The sequence below is a fragment of the Curvibacter sp. EU05-FHT14A10 genome (genome assembly GCF_058791075.1).
Genome location: NZ_JBYTDE010000023.1, coordinates 16,267 through 36,366 on the forward strand (window position 1 = coordinate 16,267; position 20,100 = coordinate 36,366).

Annotated in this window: 16 protein-coding genes; 4 read left to right on the forward strand and 12 right to left on the reverse strand. The window is 66.2% G+C overall.

What is annotated here, in order from left to right; all coding sequences use genetic code 11:
• Positions 1 to 23 precede the first annotated feature (23 nt).
• The 12 genes from AC3WUT_RS27200 to AC3WUT_RS27255 form a co-directional block, all read right to left on the reverse strand.
• Entirely contained in the window at positions 24 to 1,592 is a 1,569-nt protein-coding gene (locus tag AC3WUT_RS27200) for an MFS transporter (RefSeq protein ID WP_492350186.1), read from the reverse strand.
• Between the two features lie 373 nt (positions 1,593 to 1,965).
• Positions 1,966 to 3,276, reverse strand: coding sequence for an MFS transporter (locus AC3WUT_RS27205; RefSeq protein WP_492350187.1), 1,311 nt, complete (start codon positions 3,274 to 3,276; stop codon positions 1,966 to 1,968).
• Between the two features lies 1 nt (position 3,277).
• On the reverse strand, positions 3,278 to 4,498 hold the full coding sequence (locus AC3WUT_RS27210; RefSeq protein ID WP_492350188.1) for an acetyl-CoA acetyltransferase: 1,221 nt from the start codon (positions 4,496 to 4,498) through the stop codon (positions 3,278 to 3,280).
• Positions 4,495 to 5,460, reverse strand: coding sequence for an NAD(P)H-dependent flavin oxidoreductase (locus tag AC3WUT_RS27215; protein ID WP_492350189.1), 966 nt, complete (start codon positions 5,458 to 5,460; stop codon positions 4,495 to 4,497). The genes AC3WUT_RS27210 and AC3WUT_RS27215 overlap by 4 nt, the downstream gene beginning before the upstream one ends.
• On the reverse strand, positions 5,460 to 6,221 hold the full coding sequence (locus AC3WUT_RS27220) for an alpha/beta fold hydrolase (protein ID WP_492350190.1): 762 nt from the start codon (positions 6,219 to 6,221) through the stop codon (positions 5,460 to 5,462). The genes AC3WUT_RS27215 and AC3WUT_RS27220 overlap by 1 nt, the downstream gene beginning before the upstream one ends.
• Positions 6,222 to 6,276: 55 nt before the next feature.
• Entirely contained in the window at positions 6,277 to 7,299 is a 1,023-nt protein-coding gene (locus tag AC3WUT_RS27225; protein ID WP_492350191.1) for a Bug family tripartite tricarboxylate transporter substrate binding protein, read from the reverse strand.
• Between the two features lie 10 nt (positions 7,300 to 7,309).
• Positions 7,310 to 9,004: a class I adenylate-forming enzyme family protein gene (locus AC3WUT_RS27230; protein ID WP_492350192.1), complete on the reverse strand. Its 1,695-nt coding sequence runs from the start codon at positions 9,002 to 9,004 to the stop codon at positions 7,310 to 7,312.
• A 27-nt stretch (positions 9,005 to 9,031) separates the two neighbouring features.
• On the reverse strand, positions 9,032 to 10,471 hold the full coding sequence (locus AC3WUT_RS27235) for a carotenoid oxygenase family protein (protein ID WP_492350193.1): 1,440 nt from the start codon (positions 10,469 to 10,471) through the stop codon (positions 9,032 to 9,034).
• Positions 10,472 to 10,512: 41 nt separating this feature from the next.
• Positions 10,513 to 11,649, reverse strand: a complete 1,137-nt coding sequence (locus AC3WUT_RS27240; RefSeq protein ID WP_492350194.1) for a porin — start codon at positions 11,647 to 11,649, stop codon at positions 10,513 to 10,515.
• 8 nt (positions 11,650 to 11,657) lie between these two features.
• A complete protein-coding gene (locus AC3WUT_RS27245; RefSeq protein WP_492350195.1) occupies positions 11,658 to 13,370 on the reverse strand; it encodes an aldehyde dehydrogenase family protein in 1,713 nt (570 codons plus the stop codon).
• 574 nt (positions 13,371 to 13,944) lie between these two features.
• Positions 13,945 to 14,823, reverse strand: a complete 879-nt coding sequence (locus tag AC3WUT_RS27250) for an alpha/beta fold hydrolase (protein WP_492350196.1) — start codon at positions 14,821 to 14,823, stop codon at positions 13,945 to 13,947.
• A 148-nt stretch (positions 14,824 to 14,971) separates the two neighbouring features.
• Complete coding sequence (locus AC3WUT_RS27255) at positions 14,972 to 16,876, reverse strand: YhgE/Pip family protein (protein ID WP_492350197.1); 1,905 nt, start codon at positions 16,874 to 16,876, stop codon at positions 14,972 to 14,974.
• A gap of 350 nt (positions 16,877 to 17,226) precedes the next feature.
• Here AC3WUT_RS27255 and AC3WUT_RS27260 point away from each other — a divergent pair, with 350 nt between their 5' ends.
• The 4 genes from AC3WUT_RS27260 (at position 17,227) to AC3WUT_RS27275 (ending at position 20,061) form a co-directional block, all read left to right on the forward strand.
• Positions 17,227 to 18,075, forward strand: coding sequence for a 3-hydroxybutyryl-CoA dehydrogenase (locus AC3WUT_RS27260; protein WP_492350198.1), 849 nt, complete (start codon positions 17,227 to 17,229; stop codon positions 18,073 to 18,075).
• A gap of 98 nt (positions 18,076 to 18,173) precedes the next feature.
• Positions 18,174 to 19,016, forward strand: a complete 843-nt coding sequence (locus AC3WUT_RS27265; RefSeq protein ID WP_492350199.1) for a crotonase/enoyl-CoA hydratase family protein — start codon at positions 18,174 to 18,176, stop codon at positions 19,014 to 19,016.
• A gap of 78 nt (positions 19,017 to 19,094) precedes the next feature.
• A complete protein-coding gene (locus tag AC3WUT_RS27270; protein WP_492350200.1) occupies positions 19,095 to 19,556 on the forward strand; it encodes a MarR family winged helix-turn-helix transcriptional regulator in 462 nt (153 codons plus the stop codon).
• Positions 19,557 to 19,632: 76 nt separating this feature from the next.
• Positions 19,633 to 20,061 (forward strand): organic hydroperoxide resistance protein, encoded by a 429-nt coding sequence (locus AC3WUT_RS27275; protein ID WP_492350201.1) that lies wholly within the window; start codon positions 19,633 to 19,635, stop codon positions 20,059 to 20,061.
• Positions 20,062 to 20,100 lie beyond the last annotated feature (39 nt).

Sequence of the window (20,100 nt, forward strand, 5' to 3'; positions counted from 1 at the left end):
CACGCAGCGCGCTGGCTTGCCGGTCACTGCAAGCGCCGTTGCCAGGCCACCAGCAGGGCCGCCACCAAGGCCATGGCGGCCAACAGCCGGTACAGGTCTTCGCAGGCCAGCAGCAGGGCCTGGTTGTCGAGCAAGGCCGACAACTGGGCCAAGGCCCCCAGGTGGGCCTGTTCGGGGCTGAAGCCACGGGCTTGCAAGGCGCCGGTCATGCCGGACAACCACGCGCTCACGCCGGGACGCTCCGGGCTCAGCCCGACCAACAGCTCATCGTGCAGCGCAAACTGGCGGTTCTGCAGCATCACGGCGGCCACGGCGCTGGCCCCTGAACTGGCCATCTGGCGCATCAGGTTCTTGCCCTGGTAGCCATGGGCAAAGCCTTTGTCGCCCAGCTCCCGGAAGGTCAACCCCGCCACAGGCAAGACCAGCAACACCCCGAAAACGCCCTTCAACAACAAGGCGGGCAGCAAAGCGCCCACAGGCGCCCCGGCCGGCTGGCCGGCCAGGCCCCAGGCGCACAAGGCGAGCGCCAGCAGGCCCGCCAGCATCAGCGGTCTTTTGTGCGGCAGCCGGCCCGCCCAGCAGATGTAGGCCCAGGCCACCACCAGGCTGGTCACCCCGGCCAGGCTGTTGAGGGCCCCCGTGGTGCGCAAGGGCAGACCCAGGCCCCGCTCGGCATAAATCGGGAACAGATAGGCCGCAAAGTTGGACAGAAAATAATGCACAAAGTACAGGCCCAGCCCCACCAGGTACACCGGGCTGTTGAGCTGGCGCAGGTGCAGCAAAGGCGTGGGGTGCCGCCATTGATGCCACAAAAACCCAAGCAACAAGCCTGCGCCGGTCAGGCCCAGCAAGATCAAGCGCAGCGGGTGGGCCAGCACATCGAGCCGGGCCTCCGAAAAGCCCCACTGCAGACACAGGGCCGCCAAGGCAAAGCACAGCAAGGGCCCCGCCATGCTCCGCCACGAGGCCTGGTCGCCGGGCAGCCCTTCATGCTGGCGACCCACCGGATCGGGCAACCAACGCCACAGGCCCAGGGCCACCCCCAACACCGCCGGCACCACCGCCACAAACACCGAGGCCCAGCCCCAGCGTTCGATCAGGCTGGCAGCGCACCCAGGGGCCAGGGCACTGGCCGACAGCATCAGCACCATGAAGCGCCGCATGGCCTGAGGCCGGTCCACCGGCGCAAACAACAGCAGCACCAAGACCCGGGCCGCAGTGAAGAACGCCCCGCCACCCAGCCCCTGCACGGCCCGAGCCAGCGCCAACTGCTGCAAGCTGCCACTGGTCGAGCACCCCAGCAAACCCAAGGCAAACAGGCCCAAGGACACGGTCAGCACGCGCCGATAGCCCCAGTGCTGCACCAGGCGCTGCTGCAGCACGATGGCCAGCAGACTGCCAATGGCATACGCGGCCTGCGCCCCGACGAACTCGGCCGGCGCCGCCGCCAAGCCCCCCATCACGTGGGCGGACGAGAACACAAACATCACGTTCTCAAAAAACTCCAGCGCCACCAGCAGACCCAGCAGGGTCATCAAACGGTGCTTGCGCGTGGCATGGCCACGCAGCAGCAGGGCTAACAAAGGCTTCATGAGCGAATACCACGGTGCGGTGGGGGTGGGGCCGAGGTCGCACCCGGTCCGGAATCTGGGTTGTCGGCGTGGCGTGCCATCGGGGCCTTGCCAAGGTCAGCGCCAACACGAAACAGGCTGAACCCGGGCAATTTAAGGCGGCTCAGGCCCACACCCGAGCGGCCGGTGCACCAGGCCACATCTGCAGCATCAACTTGCGATTGGAAACGCCACTCATCACCAAAACACGACCGCTCACCGCACACACTCCGCACCAGGCCCTGGAGACAAAGGCATGAACCGCGCGCCGGGGCACCTGGGCCCCGGGCAGCAGCAGCAGCAGCAGCAGCAGGGGCACCGCTACGCCACTGGCGAAGCCGCATCGCTCAGCACCTCATGCAGGGGTCACCGGCTTTTGCAACGCTTGCGCCATGGGCGCGCAGACGATGGCGGCGAGGCACAGCACGGCAGGCACGCCCCACATCGCGCTGGGCCAGTGGTGCGACAGGCTGCCCATCAAGACCGGCAGCGCCCCGCCCGCGATGGCCTGGGCCAGGTTGTAGCTTGAGGCAATTCCGGTGATGCGCAAGGGCGCCGGAAACACCCTGGCCATGGGGGCCAGGACCACCGGAATCAAGCCGGCATTGAGTGCCCCAATGGCAGACCAGCCCCAGAACACCGTCGACGGTGTGACCAGGGCATAGAACCCGGCGATGCCCACGATGTTGAGCACGGCGAAGACGGTGATGACGCGCGCGCTGCCAAAACGGTCGGCGGCCGCGGTGGTCAGCAGCGTGACCACCATGGCGCTGGCTGTCAGCCCCATCTGGGCGGAACTCATCAAGGCCCGAGGCCACTGCATCTCGACCTGGAAGTACGCCACCGGGTACAGCTGCACGGTCTGGATCAGCCCTCCCGAGACCAGCGCCAGCCCGGTGGCCACCAGCAACTCGCGGCGATAACGCGTGAACAGCGCCGAGAACGGCAGCCGCTGTGCCGACTGCGCAGCCTGGGCCATCTGCAAGAACACCGGCGACTCTTTGACACTGCGCCGCAAGTAGACCGAGAGCAGGCCAAACAGCCCACCCGCCAAAAAGGGCAGGCGCCAACCCCAGGCCAGGTAGTCGGCCTGCGGCAGTTGGCTGGACAGCAGCAGGATCATGCCCACCGCCAGCAACGACCCCAGGCCGAAGCCGACGGTCAACAGGCCGATGGCAAAAGTGATGCGGTTCTCCGGCACCGTCTCCATCACATACGAGGCGGCCGCCGGGAATTCACCGCCCATGGCCAGGCCCTGGCCGGTGCGGCAAAGCAGCAGGAGGATGGGCGCGGCGGCACCGATCTGGGCGTAGGTGGGCAACACCCCGATGCCCAAGGTGCCCAGGGCCATCAGCAGCAAGGTGATGCCGAACAGGCGCTTGCGGCCGATGCGGTCCCCCAGAGCGGCCAGCACGGTTCCGCCCAGGGGCCGCACCAGGTAGCCCACCGCGTAGATGCCCAGCACCTGCAGCTGGGCCAGCCAGGGCGCGACATCCGAGGCCGAGAACAGCTTGCTGATCACGGGGCTCATGTGCAGAAAGACCACAAACTCATAGAACTCCAACGCGCCCCCCAGCGTGGAAAGGCTCAGCACCTTCCAGTGCTCTGCGTTGATGGCGCCGGCCCCCGCAGCCCGGGCGTTGTCAAAGGGTTCAACTGCAGCCATGTCAGTCCACCTCCACCACAAAGCTCACCACCGTGCCCAGCGACCCGCCAATGTTGAGTGTCTGCAGGCGCCAGGCGCCCTCGATCTGACAGGCCCCGGCCAGGCCGGTGACCTGGCGCGCCGCGTCCAGCAGCATGCGTGCGCCGGTGGCCCCCACCGGGTGGCCCGCGCCAATCAGGCCCCCGCTGAGGTTGACAGGGCAGCGTCCGCCGCGCTCGATGCTGCCGTCCGCAATCGCCTGCCAGCTCTGGCCCGGCGGTGTGAGGCCCAGGTGATCGATGGCCATGTACTCGGTGCTGGTGAAGCAGTCGTGCGTCTCCACCCCATGCACGGCGTCGATGCCTTCGATGCCGGCGCGGCGCCAGGCGTCTTCGACGGTTTGCCGGACATGCCCGAACACATAGGGCTGGCCCTGGCTGCGCTCAAGCTTGTCGCGCAGGCGCAGCCCGGCATTGCGGTGGCCCCAGCCACTGATGCGGGCCAGGCCCGCACAAGAGCGGCCCTGCGCCTTCAGGAAGCGCCCTGAGGCCAGCACCAGCGCGCAAGCGCCGTCGGTGATCTGGGCACAGTCCTGGCGCCGGCTGCCGGGCTCGATCACCGGGTTGGCCTGATCGTCATCGGTGAAGCTCAGCGGATCAAACTGCCAACGCCGGGTCTGGGCCAGCGGATTGAGACGCGCATGCCCGTAATTCAACTCGGCAATGCGGTTCAGGTACTGGCGATCCAGCCCGTAGCGCTGGGCGTAGGTCTGGGCCACCAGGCCAAAGGCCGCCGGCCACATGAAGCGACACTCGATGTCCTCCCGCCCTTGCCAGGAGGCCGCATTCTGGTTGCGCGAAGCCTGGTCACCGGGCAGGTTCTTGAGTTCCTCGACGCCCAGCACCAGCACGCAGTCATAGCGGCCGGCCTCGATCTCGGCCATCGCGGCCAGCACCGCCAAAGAGGACGAGGCACAGGCGCCCTCATGGCGCATCGCAGGCACCCCCCAGAGCTCGGGCACCACCTGGGCCACCATGGCACCCAGGTGCCCTTGTTGCCGCTGCAGTTCGGCAAAGGCGTTGCCCACATGGATGCTGCCGATGTGCTCGGCCGCCACGCCACTGCTCTGCAGCGCACCCAGCGTGCCTTCACGCACCATGTCAGAAAGATCCTGCCCCTGGCGCGACCAGGTTCGCGCAAAGTCGGTTTGATAGCCGCCGAGGATGTAGATGGCTTCGGTCATGACGGACTCCTTGGCTGTCGTTGAAGAAAGCGCTCGCAGGCTTGTCGGTATTCGTGCTCGATCTGGTCCACCACCTCGGACAGCGGCTGGATGGCCCGGATGCTCCCCACACCCTGGCCGGCGGCCCAGACATCGCGCCATCGGCGGCTGCCGCTGTCTTGGCTGTCGTAATGACGCTCGGGGGCCGGCGGCAAGCGATCGGGGTCCAGGCCTTGCGCCCGCAAGGAGGGCTTGAGCCAGCTGGCAGGGGTGCCGGTGATCGCGTCACTGACGAGAAGGTCGTCAAGCTGGGCATCGACCAGCATCCGCTTGTAGTCGGGGGCGGCCAGGCTTTCACGGACAGCGATGAAGCGGGTTCCCATGTACACCGCGTCGGCACCCGCCGCCAGGGCGCCCGCCACACCCCGGCCGTCGCTGATGGCCCCACCCACCACCAGCAAGCCGTCAAAAAACTCGCGCACCGCACTGACAAAGGCAAACGGGTTCAGGAAGCCTGTGTGCCCCCCCGCCCCGCTGCAGATGCAAGCCAGGCCATCCGCGCCCGCAGCCACCGCCTTGCGGGCCAGTTGCAGGTTGACCACATCGGCCAGTACCAAGCCACCATATCGCTTGACCACGGCCATGGCCGGCGCGGGGCTGCCCAGGGCCGTGACCACCAGCGGTGGCTTGAAACGGGCGACCAGCTCCAGGTCCTGCGTCAGTCGGCTGTTCGATGAATGGGTCACCAGGTTGGCGCACCAAGGGCCCAGGGGATGCGGTTGCGGCTCATCGCGCGCCCGCGCCAGCCCCTCGGTGATCTGCTGCATCCACTCGCCCAACTGGGCAATGGGGCGCGCATTGGGGGTGGGGAAGGCCCCCACCACACCGCTGCGGCAGGCTGCCAGCACCATCTCGGGGCCGGACACCAGAAACATCGGGGCCACCACCACGGGCAGCCGCCACGCCGAAGGCCATCGGGTCATCACAGCGCCTCCGTTCCGGCGGCCAGCTGCGCCTGGGTGGGATCAAACTGCCGTACCCGCAACAGCAAAGCCTGCACGGCAGCCGCCACGCCCTGGGGCGCTTCATACGGGCTCAGGTGCCCCACCTCCGGCAACCAAGACAACTCGGCACCCGGAATCAAGGCGGCCAATTCACGCGACAAGCCGGGGGGCGTGACCTGATCGGCGTCGCCGCACACCACCTGAACGGGCATGCGCAGCCCGCGCAAAACGGCGCTCGCATCGCTGCGTCGCATCAGCAGACGGTGCTGCCGCGCCGCGGCCTCAGGTCCAATGGCGCGCAGTTGCTCGCGTGCGCGCGCCATCCAGGCTTCCTGCCCATGAAAGCGCGGGTGGCTGGCATAGCGGCTGAGGCCGGCCACCACCTTGTCGAAGTCGCGCGCGATGGCCGCCACCGCCTTCTCGCGGGCCTGCAGCAACTCGGGCGTGTCCGCTTGGGCCGAGGCCCCCAACAGAACCAGACCGAACACCCGCCCAGGGCGCTGCTGCAGCATCTCGTAGGCGACCCAGGCCCCCATCGAGTAGCCGCAGACCACCAGGGGCTGATCGGGGTGCAGGTCATGCAGCAACGACCAGGCCTGTTCTGCCATCTGGGCCAGGCTAGCCTGGCTGGCCACCTCGGCAAGACGCAGGTCCAGGTCGGGGGGCAGCCAAGGCAGGACATCGGCCCAGATGTCGGGGGTGTTCAGCATGCCCGGAATCAGCAACAAGACAGGTTTCACAGCGGCTTTCAAAACAAAGGGTTGAGGGGGTCATGCGCCGTGACGGCTCACACCATCACGGTTCATGGGTGAAACCAGAGGCCTGCACCGCGGCTTTCCAGCGCGAGGACTCCGCTCGCAGAAAGCGGCTCATGTCCTCAGGGGTGCTGGGCAGGGGCGTGAGATCAAGCGAGGCCCACCGTTCTCGGAGTTGGGGCGAGCGCAGTGCGCCAACGAAGCGGGCATTGAGTTGATCGATCATGGCGTCGGGTGTGGCCGCTGGCGCCGAGATGGCGGCCCAGATGCCGATCTCGAGTTCGGGGTAGCCCAACTCTCTGAAGGTCGGCACCTCAGGCAGCAGAGGCGACCGGTCGGGCCGCGTCACCGCCAGCACCCGCAGTCGCCCCGAAGCCAGATGGGGCAGCACCGCCAGCAAGGGCAGAAAGGCCGCGTCGACTTGCCCTCCGACCAGGTTCTGGACCGCCTGAGGCGTGCCGTTGTAGGGCACGTGGACCAGGGTCAGGCCCAGCCGCTGATTCAGGATCACGCCGGCGAAGTGCGAGGTATTGCCCGCCGTGAAAGAGGCGTAGGTTGCGTCGCGCGGGTGAGCCCGTGCCCAGCTTGCGAACTCGGTCAGCTGCCGGGCCGGCACCCGCGACGAGACCGCAAGCACCAGAGAACTCGACAGCAGCGTCGTGACAGAGCGAAAGCTCTTTTCACTGTCGTAGGGCAACTTGCGCACCGTGTGCGGATTGATGCTCAAGATGCCCGGCGTTGACAGCAGCAAGGTGCCGCCATCCGCTGCGGCCTGGGCCACATGCTGGGCCGCAATGCCCCCCAGCCCACCCGGCCGGTTGTCGATCAACAGCCTGTCGCCACCCGACTCCCGAAAGACCTCGGCCACCTGGCGCAATGCCGTGTCAATGAGGTTGCCCGCCGGAAACGGCACCACGACCCGCAACAATCGCGGATCTGTCGCAGATGGGGCCGCGCTCGATGGCGGTTGCGCCCATGCAGGCAGGCCCAGACCCGGAAGGGCCGAGAGCCAGCCCAAGGACTGGCGACGGGAAGGCAGGCGGGCCCCAGGTGTCTGTGCCATGGCGGTGGCCTCAGGTCGCAAAGCGCTGGCGCAACTCGCGCTTGAGCAACTTACCCACCGGGTTGCGGGGCAGTTCGGGCATCAGCATCAGATGCTCAGGGAGCTTGTAGACCGCGATGCGTTGCGAGCGCAGGTAGTCGGTCAGCACCTCCAGCGTGATGACCTGCCCCGACGCGGGTGCCACACAGGCACAGACCCGCTCTCCCAGGGTCTCACAGGGCACACCGATGACAGCCACCTCCTTGACCCCCGGGCAGGCCTGCAGCAGCCCTTCGATCTCTTCAGACGAGATGTTGACCCCGCCGCGGATCACCAGGTCTTTGCTGCGGCCCACATAACGGTAGAACTGCCCCTGGTCCCCAGCGATCTCGAACAGGTCGCCAGACTTGTAAAAGCCCTGTGCATCAAAGGCCTTGGCGGTCAACTCAGGCGCATTGAAGTAGCCACTGAACACGGTGGGCCCGTCGTAGCGCAACTCCCCGACCTGGCCGGGCTCCGTGATGTCGCGCTCGGTGTCCAGATCGACCAGGCGAGTCAGCACCCCGCGGCGAGCGGCACCGGCGCGCGGGAAGTACAGGGCCCGCTGCCGCGGGTCGGGCATGTCGAGCGCGCCACCGCCCAGCGAGGCGCCCTCGTTGGATCCGAAGTAGTTGATGATCTGAACGCCGTAGCGCTCGGCAAAAGTGCTGACCATCCACTCGGACAAAGGGGCCGACCCTGACCCGATGCGCCGCAAGCGCTTGAAGTCAATCCCGCTCAACAAGGCCTCGTTTTGCAGCAGCATGTTGAGTACCGCGGGTGGTGCCACGGTGTAATCGATGGCCTCGTCCCGGATCTGTTGCAGGAACACCTCCAGGTTGAACGGATGGTGCTGCACGATCGTCGCCCCGAGCCGAAGCGCCGTGCAGAACGCGGTGGCCAGGCCCGCCATGTTGATCATGGGGAAGGGGTTGAGGATGCGGATGTGGGGCCGCAACTCGGCCACCTCGATCACCCCGGGCAACAGCCCCAGCCACTCGTTGTGGCTGCGCGGCACCGCTTTGGGCGCGGCCTCGGTGCCCGAGGTCCAGCAGAGGCTGAACACATCGTTGGCGGTCACGCCCGCGTCGGCCGCGCGCTGCTCAACCCGTGCCAGATCACCCGGGGAGAGTGGCACCGCCAGGGCGGGCCCGATGTCACGGAGGCCGGCAGGCAGGTCAGGCCCCCAGGCCAGAAGGCGGGTGCCCGGATGCGCGAGCCGCAGCCACTCATCAAAGAAAGCGGCGGCCCGATGGGCGCTGGCACCCCGCCCGATGCGGGCGCAGGTCACCACGCTGCGGGCACCGCTGGTGCGCATGATCTGCGACAGCTCATGCTCGCGGTACTGCACCGGCACCGGGGTGATGATCAGCCCCAGGCGGGCGCAGGCCAGGTAGACCACATGCTGCTCGACGCAATTGGGCAGCTGCACCAGCACCACGTCGTCACGCTGCAGACCTTCATCGATCAGCAGACGGCAGAAGCAGTCAACCTCCAGCCCCAGCTGCACCCAGCTGAGGCGCCTCGGTGCGCCATCCATGAAGTCGTTGCGGTTGAAGGCATCGACCACGGCCTCGGCATCGGGCCGCTCGCGGCGCTGTATTTCAAAAAGATCCCACAGCGTCTGGTCGCCCCACCAGCCCTGCTCGACGCACTTGGCGATCTTTTCAGCTTGGACCAAGATCATGTTCGCTCCTGTTGAAATGGGGGTTGATCAATAGCCGCGCCGCAGGCGTTCAGCGCTGACCCAGGTGGCATGAAAGCCATGGGGTACGCGGTGCGGCAGGCGGATGCGGGCGACCGGGCCCTGGCTGATGTCGCGGCCGTCAAAGACCACCACGAACGAGGCCTGTCGGTCGTCATCCCACATGAAGCCCACCAGGTAGCCATCGTCTTCGGCCTGCGGGTTGTCTGCGGGTGCAAACGGTGCCTCGCTGAACCACCGGCCCGTGCCCTCGTGGTAGGTGGTGCAGACATTGCGCTCCAGGTCATAGCGCACCAAGCCGGCAAAGCGGGGCTCCTCGGGTCGGCGCAGGCGGGCCATGAGCACGTTCCAGGAATAGCGTGTCTTGAGGCCCTGCATGGCCGAATTGATGACCGGGAACTCCTGGTTGATGATGTCGTCAATGATGCGTTCGCGGGTCTGCCCAGTGCGCAGGTTGAAGCGCCACTCGTAGAACATGAAATCGTGCTCCAGGTGCGCCAGCATCTTGGGGAAGCCCGCCACATCGATCTCGCCATGGGCGTCGCGGGGCAGACGGAAGGGCGTGCCCGTCATGACGATCTCGGTGCCGCCCTGGCCGTCGGCCTCTTCCCAGGCGTTGGAGACGTGGTACATGTAGGTCGGGCTGGCCTCGAACCAGCGGATCTGCTCAGGTGTGCCATGCCGGGGCACGACGGCAAAGCGAGAAGGCAGGTGGTGATGGAACTTCAGTTTGTGCCGGCCTGCCGCAAAGGCGTCCATGTCATAGAACAGCGGAAAGTCGTGCAGGATGGTGTAGTTCGGCGTGATCGCCATGTCATGCGGCAGGCGCGGCCCGGGCAGTTCGATGGGCATGAAGGTGGTCAACTGGTGATGCCGATCCATCACCCCGTAGTGCATGTAAGGGGCCTCTTTGCCATAGGCAAAGAACAGGAACTCGCCCGTGGTCTCATCCACCTTGGAGTGCGCTGAAATGGGCACGCCTTTCAAACGTGGATCGAACTCCAGGCGCCCCACGGTCGACAAGTCCTGGGGGTTGACCTGGTACACCGCCCCGCCCAGGTACCACATCGAGATCAGCTTGCCGGCGTAGAACTTCACGTCGGTGTTGGAGGTGTTCTTGATCGGCATGTCGGGCCGGCCCTTGCGCGGTGGGTCCTTGATGCCCTGCCACAGGGCCTGCCCTGCCGCCAGTTCCTCCTGGAGGCCATCGGTCTGCACCCAACGGTTCATGTAATGGGCCTTGCCGCCTTCGAACCGCACCGCATGCAGCATGCCGTCACCGTCAAACCAGTGGTAGCGGCCTGGGGCCTCAAAACGGCGGTTGGGGCCGTTGCGCACGTGCATGCCCGACAGGTCCTTGGGGATCTCGCCTTCGATGTCCGTCAGTTCCACCGAGTGTTCCTGGTCGATGGGGGCAAAGCCGCCCTGGAGGACGGGAATGTCATTCATGTTCATGGGTTCTCCTTGGTCGATGGGGGTTGCTGGTGCGCTCAGAAGGTGTGCTTGATGCCCGCGTAGATCGATTGCGAGCGAAAGCCCTCCATGCCGGAGGGCAGGGGCAGGGTGTTGGTGGGGTACCAGAAGTCGTAGGCCGCATGGGCCTGGTTGCTGACGGTGGAATAGCTCAGCGCCAGCGCACTGCGCTTGGACAGCGCGTACTCGTAGCCCACCGTGAACATGCGGGCACCGGTGTCGGGTCGGGTCTGACCATCCGCCTGGTAGGGACGGGCCTCACCATAGGTCACATGCCAGAGATGTGGGCCCTCGCGGTAGATCACCGGTATCGCCCAGGCGTCTCGACTCAATGAGCGCTCGGGGATCGATGGGCCGGCCACCCGGTTGCGATCCCACAACCAAGCCACCTTGAACCCGTTGTCGAACTGGTAGGCCACCCCAAGGCGGTTGGCATGTTGGTCGTGGCTCAGGTGCTGCCATTCCCCCTCTCCCGGCTGGCGGGCACGGTACAGCGTGTTCCAGTACAACACCAGTTGCCCATCGTTGTAGGTGGGGTTGAAGTTGAGCGTGTGGTTCCTGGGGCGCTGGGGGTTCGGAGCATCGAAGCCGTAGGTCGCACTGAAGCCGATGTGGGACCAGCGTGGCGAGTCGTAGCGCACCAGATTCGACAGGATGCCGCCCGCAAAATAGGAGAGACTGCGACCAATCGAACCCAGCATGTTCAGGGTCCCGCTGGCATAGGGGCCGGCGTCGTAGATGCCGTTGTGGCTCAGCGCAGCGTCGGCGGAATGGTAGGTAGACCAACGTCCGACCAGCAATCGGCCCCATTGCGAGTTCTTGAAGCCCACCGCATGGGAACGCGCTGGCGAAAGCTCGGTCCCCATCTCGCCACTGCTGAGAAGAAAGCCTCGCTCCATGTGAAAGAACACCGAGGTCTGCGCGTCCAGCGGTTCCTCGCCGCGCAAATAGAACCAGGACGAGTTGTCGCTCAGGATTGTTTTGTGCTGCGAGAAGGGGCCCGGCTGGGCCGGCCCTTGTCCGCCGCTGTAGTGCAAGCTCTGGACGCCAACTTTGATCTGTCCGCCCAGGGACAGGGTTCCCTCGGCCTGGGCATGGGCTGCGGCACTGAAGGCCAGGGTGGCGGCCGAGGCCACACGCAAGAATGGCTTCATGCCGATCTTCACGATGGATCTCCTGACAAAGCCAGGGCAGACGCAGGTCGCCGAGCCTGGGCAATGCGAAAGCGCGCGCTCACAAAGGCCAGGTCGGTCAGGCAGGCGTTGCCGGCCGGGTTGAGCCCCGTCACGTGGTAGTCGCTGTAGGCGGCAGCAAAGTTGAGCGGCATCGGGCCGGTGAGGTTGATCGTGAGCTGAGCGCCAGCCAGGGCATAAGCCTCTTCGGCCCGGGCAATGAAGCCCGGATCCTTCGCGTAGACAAAGGCCGTGAGGCCGCCAAACTCGGAGACATCGGAACAGGCCTGCTGCAGGGCCGCCTCGGCGTCTTCGCACACGATCAGAAAGGCCACGGGCCCGAAGCGCTCCTCGCCGTACAGGCCTCGCTCAGAGCGGTTCACGCAAATCAGCAGCGGCGATGCGGTGCGGGCCTGCGGGAACTCGGGGTGAACGTAAGGCGTGGCTTGCCGCAACACCTGACCGCGACGAGCCCCCTCCCGGCTGAGCTCTTCGAGCAGGCCCTGCGTCTGCGCCGACTGCAGGGTGGCCAGCATCATGGCGGCGCGCCGCGGGTCACCGGCGATCTGATCGATGAAGTGCACCAGCCGCTCGCCCACGGTCTGGACCGGTACGCGCCCCTGGGGCGTGAGCACACCGTCACGTGGCAGGTAGATGTTCTGCGGGCTGGTGCACATCTGCGCACTGAACAGGCACAGGCTGGTGGCCAGGCTGCGCAACACCGCGTCCAGATCGTCGGCTTCGGCCAACACCACGGTGTTGCAGCCGGAGGTTTCCGTGAACACCAGGGCTTGCCCGGCGTGCCGCTCCACCCACTGGCCGAAGCGGGCACTGCCGGTGAAATCGACGATGGCCGTCGCCGGATGCTGCACCAGGTACTTGCCTTGCGGTTGCTCCACGCTGTCGAGACACAGGGTCACCAGGTTGGGATCGAAGCCGGCGGCCTGCAGCACCCGACGGAACACGCGCACCGAGATCGCCATCGGCAGCACGCAGCCCGGATGGGGCTTGACGATCACGGCGTTGCCGGTGGCCAGGCTGGCCATCATCGAAGGCCAGGCGTTCCAGGTGGGAAAGGTGGCGCAGGCAAAGCACAGGGCCACGCCCCGTGGTACCCGCCGGTAGGTTTTTTCAAGGCAGATCTCACCGGCACCGAAGGGGCGGGCCCAACGGGCCCGCGATGGCACGGCCTGCAAGGCCTGGTGGGCATGGACCAGGGCTTCGATGGCCCGGTCCAGTGCATTCACACCCGAGCCGGTGAACGCCATGTTGAAGCTTTGCCCTGCGGTGTGCATCACGGCATAGGCCAGTTCGAACAGATGCTGGCGGTAGAGCACATCGACCACCTCCATCAACACCCCCACGCGGGTGTCGACCTCGGCATGGGCCCAGCGCGGCATGGCGGCCTTGGCGGCCTTGAACAGGGCCTCGGCATCAGCTTGCGGGTAGGTGATGGCGAGGGACTGCCCGGTGTAGGGCGAGGTCTCCTCGCCCAGCCAGGCGTTGGTGCCGGGTTGGGTCAACTCGAAGCGCTGCCCCAACTGGCCCTGGTGCAAGGCCCAGCCGGAACGCCGCGCCTCGTCGGCCGCGGGGTAAAGCTCGGGGTGATCCACAAAGGCGCTCCAGTGGCCCCGCTCGCGGCAGGCACGCTGTGCGGCCTCGAATCGATGCAGGTGCTGTGCGTAGAGATCAGCGCCAGACACTGAATCTGTTGTGGCCGTGACAGAGGGGCTTTCGTCGCACGGCTCGGGGACGAAGTGGGTCGTTGTCTTCATTCGGTTCGCTTCCCTGAAGTGAGCCACTTTAGGAAGCGAAGCACTCAGGCTCGCCTGGGTTTCCCCGAACTCGCTCACAGCGAACGGTCTGTCGATGGGTGGTACTTGATATGACCATCGAACACCGCTTTGTGGTCTGCTGAGACGCCCCGAACTCAAAGGCTGTCGCCCCACTGCGGCAGAGCGGTGCGACAGCCCAACATGCTTCATCCGAGTGACCAAAAGCCTGTTGCAGACAGGGGCAAGCCCCTCTGACCCCTCACAGCGGCCCGCCATCCCCGCGGGGCCCCCGAACCGATCGGCCACTCATCTGCTCAAGACAGACAACCGGATTTAAAGAAAGGTCCAATGAAAGGGCCGTGCGGTGCGGTCTGCCCCTGGTGGCGAGCAGCCACCGCACACCCAGCATGAAAGAAGCGGCCACGGGCCGCTTCAGGGCGGTGGCCCGTGGGCTTCAGCCCCTTTCATGACCTGTCGCAATGCACAGGGTTCAGCGAACGCTTCAATGACTTTTCAGATGCGGCAGCAAGGCTTCCAGCAGCAGGGCCACGGCCCCCGGGGGCAGGTCGTGGCCCATGCCCTCGATGCCGACCATCTGGGCGCCCCGGATGCGGCGGCGCGTGTCCTCACCACAGGCGTAGGGCACCAGCGGGTCTTGCTTGCCATGCAGCACCAGGGTGGGCGTGCGGAGGGTCCGAAGCTCTTCGGCTCGGCCGCTGTCGCACACCACAGCCAACATTTGCCGCGCCGTGCCCACCGGGTGAAAGGCACGCTGCACGCCCGCCAGAATGCGCTCACGCATCTGCGCCACGTCGGCCGGGAAGGCCGGGCTGCCGATCAGCTGGTAAAGCTTGATGAAGTGATCCAGGGCCTTGGCAGGATCGGCGGGTGGCGGGTTCACCAGGGCGCCCAACACCTCGGGGGCCGCCTGGGGCAGACCGGCCGCACCGCTGCTGCTCATGATGCTGGTCAGGCTGAGCAGGCGCTGAGGGGCGGCCAAGGCCACGCGCTGGGCGATCATGCCGCCCATGCTGACGCCCACCACATGCGCCTTGCGCACGCCCAGTGCATCGAGCACGCCCAGGGCATCCAGCGCCATGTCGTGCACGGTGTAAGGCGGCTTGACCGGCAGGCCCAAGGGCAGCCGTGCCAGCGCCCAGGGCAGGTTGGGCGGGCCCAGCTCGTCAAAATGCTGCGACAGGCCGACATCGCGGTTGTCAAAGCGGATCACACGGTAGCCGGCGTCCAGCAAGGGTTGTACAAAGTACGGAGGCCAGGCAATCAGCTGCATGCCCAGGCCCATGATCAACAAGACGGCGGGCGCGTCGTGCGGGCCCTGGTCTTCCACTTCGATGTGGATGCCATTGGAGGTGATGTTCATAGGGTGCCTTTCTCGGTCGGGAGGCGCGGTCGGGAGGAACAAGCAGGCCGATGTCGGCCTGCCACGGGTCGGCCCCGGTCAGGCGGGCGCCTGACAGGACCTGCCACATTGGTCCACAAGGGCCTTCGCCGAAGGCCCCCACCCGTCCTCAGACCTTGACCGCTGGCTGATAAAGGTCGGGCTCCACATGCACCCAGCGGCCAAACAACGCGATCAACGCGGTGGCCACCACCCCCGCCAGGGCCACCATGCCACAGGCATGGCCCCAGCGGTTGTCAAACGCCCCGAACAACACGGTGCGGAAGGCCTGCACCACCCAACTGAAGGGCAGCCACGCATGCACGGCCCGGAAGAAACCCGCCGACAACTCAACCGGCAACACCCCGCCGCCGGCCGACAGTTGCAGCGTGAGCAGCAGCACGGTCAGGATCCGGCCGAATTCACCAAACACATGCACCATGGCCGACAACACCGCCAGAAACACCACCGAGGCCAGCACCATGGTCAGCCCCAGGGCGGCCACCCGCGGCGTCTGCACCGACAGCACGAACAGCAGCGTGATCTCGACCAGCAACACCTGCACCAGCACCACCAGCACCGGCACGGTCATCTTGCCCAGGGTCTTGGCCAGGCGCGGCACATGCCCATGCACCCGCAGCACCAGGCTCATGTTGAACAGGTACCCCGCCATCACGGCGCCGATCCACAAGGCCACCGACACCATGTTGGGGATGAAGGCCGTGCCGTTGTTGGGCACCGGCGCAGCCACCTCCACCCGCAGGGCCACCGATTCGGCCAGACCCGAGGCATTGCCCTCCAGCTTGGCCAGCGAGGACGGGATGGCCGCTTCAATGGTTTTGATGCCCGTGAGCAGCCGGGCCGCGCCATCGGCCAGTTGCACGCCGCCTGCGGTGAACTCGTCCAGTTGGCGGTCGGCAGGCAGCTTGCTGGCCAGCTTGTGCACGCCATCGCCCAAGGCCTGCACTCCGTCGGTGAGCTGGCCCACGCCGGTCTCCAACTGGGTCTGGCCACTGATCAATTGGCGGTTGCCGGCCACAGCCTGCTTGTTCGCTGCTCGGGCCTGCTTCAAGCCTTGCTGCAGCTTGTCGGCCCCTTCAGCCAATTGGCCGGCCCCGGCGGCGATGCGATCGCCCACCAGCCACAGGCCCTCGGTTTCGGTCTGCATCTTGCGGGCGCCAGTGAACAACTGGCCGGCACCGCCCTCCAGTTGCTCCAGCCCGTTGCCGATCTGGGCCAGCCCGCTGCCGAGCTCGCGCTGGCCGGCACTCAACTGCTGCGCACCGGATTTGAGGGCGCGCAGATCGTTGCTGGCCGGCCAGTGAGACTCGATGGTTCGGATACCGCCGTTGACTTCCTTGAAGCCCTCGCCCACCTGGTGGGCGGCGTCACGGTACTGGTGGCTGCCCTTGGCCAGGGTGTCTGCCCCCTCGCGCAACTGGCTCAGGGCGTTGCGCAACTGGGTCAGGCGGTCTTCGGACGCCGAGGCCGTGTCCAGCACCATGGACCAGCGCTGCTCGTTGAGCATCTCGTTGACCTGGTGGTCCAGCTCCGAGGCAAAGCGCCGCGCCAGGTTGGCCGAGCTGTAGTTGTTGCCCTCCGAGGTGTAGATCACCATCTGGCCGGCCCCGCGGGCCGTGCCCGGCACCGCATTGGCACTGAAATTGGGCGGGATCAGCAGCGCAAAGGCCAAGTCGCCACGGCGCACGGCCTCGCGGGCATCTTCCAGCGATTCGTACATGCGAAAGCCAAAGGCCTTGCGGTCCAGCAAGGTATCGGTCAGGTGGCTGCCCACATTGGCATCGTGCCCGCGGTAATGCAGGCCCAGGTCGTGGTTGACGATGCCCACGGGCAACTCGGCCGTGTGACCACTGGGGTCCCACACGCTGGTGAGGTAGATCAGCGAGTACAGGGCAGGCACCACGCCCACCGCCAGAATGGCCAGCCAAACCCGCGGATAGCGGCGCAGCAGGGCCAGTTCGGCGCGGGCGATGGCCGCGGTGCCGTGGAGCAGGGATTTCAGGTACTTGAGCATCTTGGGTTATCAACGGCGTCGGCAGAACCTCAGACGGGCCGATTCGCACCGCGTGGAGTACACCACGGATCGAATTCCCTGTCGGATTGCTCCCTCAAAACCATCGGTTCTGCCAATCGCGCCCATCATCGCATCAAGCCCTGCCCCTGTGAACCTGAGCAACAACCCGTCAATCCACCGCCATCTGTGTCACCGGATGCTCGGGACCTTTTGGCAGCAGGGCCCCGGATTTCTGCGCCAGATCAAGGCTGGCACAGGGCGGCCGCACAACTGTCACGCGCCTTACCAAGGTGGGTGATCGAATCTGGATACCATCTTGGCAACCGTTTTTACTTGAAGGAACATTCACTATGAGCATTCAAACTGTCGGCATCATTGGCGCGGGCACCATGGGCAACGGCATTGCGCAGGCTTGCGCCGTGTCGGGCCTGCAAGTGGTGATGGTGGACATCTCGGACGCCGCCGTGCAAAAAGGCATCGCCACCGTGGCCAGTTCGCTGGACCGCCTGATCAAGAAAGAAAAGATCAGCGCGGCCGACAAGGAGGCCGCCCTGGCCCGCATCCAGGGCAGCACCTCGTACGAAGACCTGAAAAAGGCCCAGATCGTGATCGAAGCCGCCACCGAGAACCACGAGCTCAAGGTCAAGATCCTCAAGCAGATCGATGCCCTGGTGGCGCCCGAGGTGATCCTGGCCTCCAACACCTCGTCCATCTCCATCACCCAGCTGGCCGCCGCCACCAGCCGGCCCGACCGCTTCATCGGCATGCATTTCTTCAACCCGGTGCCCATGATGGCCCTGGTCGAAATCATCCGTGGCCTGCAGACCAGCGACGCCACCCACGATGCCGTGAAGGCCTTGTCCGAAGCCCTGGGCAAGAGCCCGATCACGGTCAAGAACTCTCCCGGCTTTGTGGTCAACCGCATCCTGGTCCCCATGATCAACGAGGCCTTCTTCGTGCTGGCCGAAGGCATCGCCACCCCCGAAGACATCGACGCCGGCATGAAGCTGGGCTGCAACCAGCCCATCGGCCCGCTGGCCCTGGCCGACATGATCGGCCTGGACGTGTGCCTGGCCGTGATGCAGGTCTACCTCGAAGAGTTTGGCGACAGCAAGTACCGTGCTTGCCCGCTGCTCAAGGAAATGGTCGCCGCCGGCCACCTGGGCCGCAAGACCGGCCGCGGCGTTTACACCTACTGAACACCGCGCTGAGCCAACGCCAACCCCGGGTTCTCCCCAGGGTTGGAGTGTCGCGCCGGTGAACGCCGGCGCCACACCCGGCCCCCTAGCATGGGGGCATGAACACCCCTTTCCAGCCCCACGACCATCCCCCCACCCCCACGCCCCTTCACCCCGAAGGCAGCATCGACACCGAAGTGCGCGGCAGCGTGCTGCTGATCGGCATCAACCGGCCCAACAAGCGCAACGGCTTCACGCCCAAGATGTACCGCGAACTGGGGCTGGCCTACACCCAACTCGACGACGACCCCGCCCTGCGCGTGGGCGTGCTGCACGCCTTTGGCGACCACTTCACCGCCGGGCTGGATCTGCCCACCATTGCCCCCTTGATGCAACGCGGCGAAAAAGCCGTGCCCCTGGGTCTGGTCGACCCGGTGGACCTGGGCATGCCGGGCTACCGCCGACGCACCAAGCCCATGGTGGTGGCCGTGCAAGGCATCACCTACACCCTGGGCATCGAGCTGATGCTGGCCGCCGACATCGTGGTGGCAGCCGACGACTGCCGCTTCTCCCAGCTCGAAGTCAAGCGCGGCATCATGGCCACCGGCGGCGCCACCCTGCGCATGGCCGAGCGCGCCGGCCTGGGCAATGCCCTGCTGCACCTGCTGACCGGTGACGAGTTCGGGGCCGCCGAGGCCCTGCGCCTGAACTTCGTTCAAAAAGTGGTGCCCGCCGGGCAAGCGTTGGCCACGGCACTGGCGCTGGCACAGGCCATCGCCGAGCAGGCCCCCCTGGCCGTGGTCGCCACGCGCCAGAACGTGCTCAAGGCCATCGAACACGGGCCCCTGGTCGCCATGCACGACTTCATCGACACCCAGCAGCGGCTGTCGCGCAGCGACGACGCCCGCGAAGGCGTGCAGTCCTTCATCGACAAGCGCCCAGCCCGCTTCACGGGTCGCTGACCCCGGGATTCCCTGCGACCTGCAGGGTTTTAATCAATTAAATTGCGCACAATTTAATTGCCAGCAATAATTCAACCCATGGACACCAACGCACAACCCGACACCCCCAGCCCCGCCCTGCTGCGGCTGGACAACCAGGTCTGCTTTGCGCTGTATTCGGCCTCGCTGGCCATGACCAAGCTGTACAAGCCCCTGCTCGACGAGATCGGCCTCACCTACCCGCAATACCTGGTGATGCTGGTGCTGTGGGAGCAGGATGGCCTGACCGTGTCGGCCCTGGGTGAGCGCCTTTTCCTCGACTCGGGCACCCTGACCCCGCTGCTCAAGCGCCTGGAAGGTGCGGGGCTGCTGGGCCGCTTGCGCGATGTTCAGGACGAGCGCCGGGTGCGCATCACCCTGACACCGGCTGGCCGCGCCCTGCGTGATACCGCCGAACGCATTCCGGCCTGTGTGCTGCAGCAAAGCCAGTGCAGCCTGCCCGAACTGATGGCGCTGACCGACCAGCTCAAGACCCTGCGCGGCCACCTGGCCGGCGGCTGAGTCCCGATTCATTTTTCTGTTTTCGTCAACCAACCCCCACCCGTCTGCCTGGCAGACATTTCACAGGAGCAGCACCATGACCACCCACCTCGACAAAGTTCTGTACACCGCCGACGTCACCTCCACCGGTGGCCGCGACGGCCACGCCGTCAGCTCGGACGGCCTGCTGAACGTGAAGCTCAGCCCCCCGAAGGAACTGGGCGGTGCCGGCGGTGCCACCAACCCTGAGCAACTGTTTGCCGCCGGCTACTCGGCCTGCTTCATGGGCGCCCTCAAGCACGTGGCCGGCGCCGCCAAGATCGCCATCCCGGCCAGCGCCACCATCCAGGCCAAGGTCGGCATCGGCCCGATCCCGGCCGGTTTCGGCATCGAAGCGCACCTGACCATCACCTTGCCCGGCATCGAGCGCGCCGTGGCCGAAGACCTGGTGGCCAAGGCCCACGGCGTGTGCCCCTACTCGAACGCCACCCGTGGCAACATCGACGTGACCCTGACCGTGGTCTGAAGCACCGCCGCAGCCGACTGAAGCAAAACGCCACCGCCC